The 250-nt window shown below is 28.8% G+C and carries 1 protein-coding gene; it reads right to left on the bottom strand.

The window, feature by feature from the left end; all coding sequences use genetic code 11:
• Positions 1 to 250 (bottom strand): hypothetical protein (locus H6A60_RS13430; protein WP_205105356.1); only part of this gene is annotated, 250 nt, incomplete at both ends.

Genomic DNA, 250 nt, shown 5'->3' with positions numbered 1-250 from the left:
TAATTTAGGAGCATTTCTAATTGAAGTTGAGCATATCTACAAAACTCAGCAAAACTTATAGAATGATATCTTGTTCCATAACGGTAACGGAACATTTCTCTGTTGTCTGATATTAAGAGATTCCTTACTTCTTGTATTTTAATAAACGAATAGTCTATTATTGAAGTTTTAGAATCAACAAAATAATCAAGCCCCAAATATTTTTCAATATGCTCAATACGTTTTTCATCAAGCGAAAAAGATTTTACAG

Origin of the sequence: Sutterella massiliensis (genome assembly GCF_016899755.1) — a bacterium.
Lineage (GTDB): Bacteria > Pseudomonadota > Gammaproteobacteria > Burkholderiales > Burkholderiaceae_F > Sutterella > Sutterella massiliensis.
This window is presented reverse-complemented; position numbering and strand designations above follow the sequence as displayed.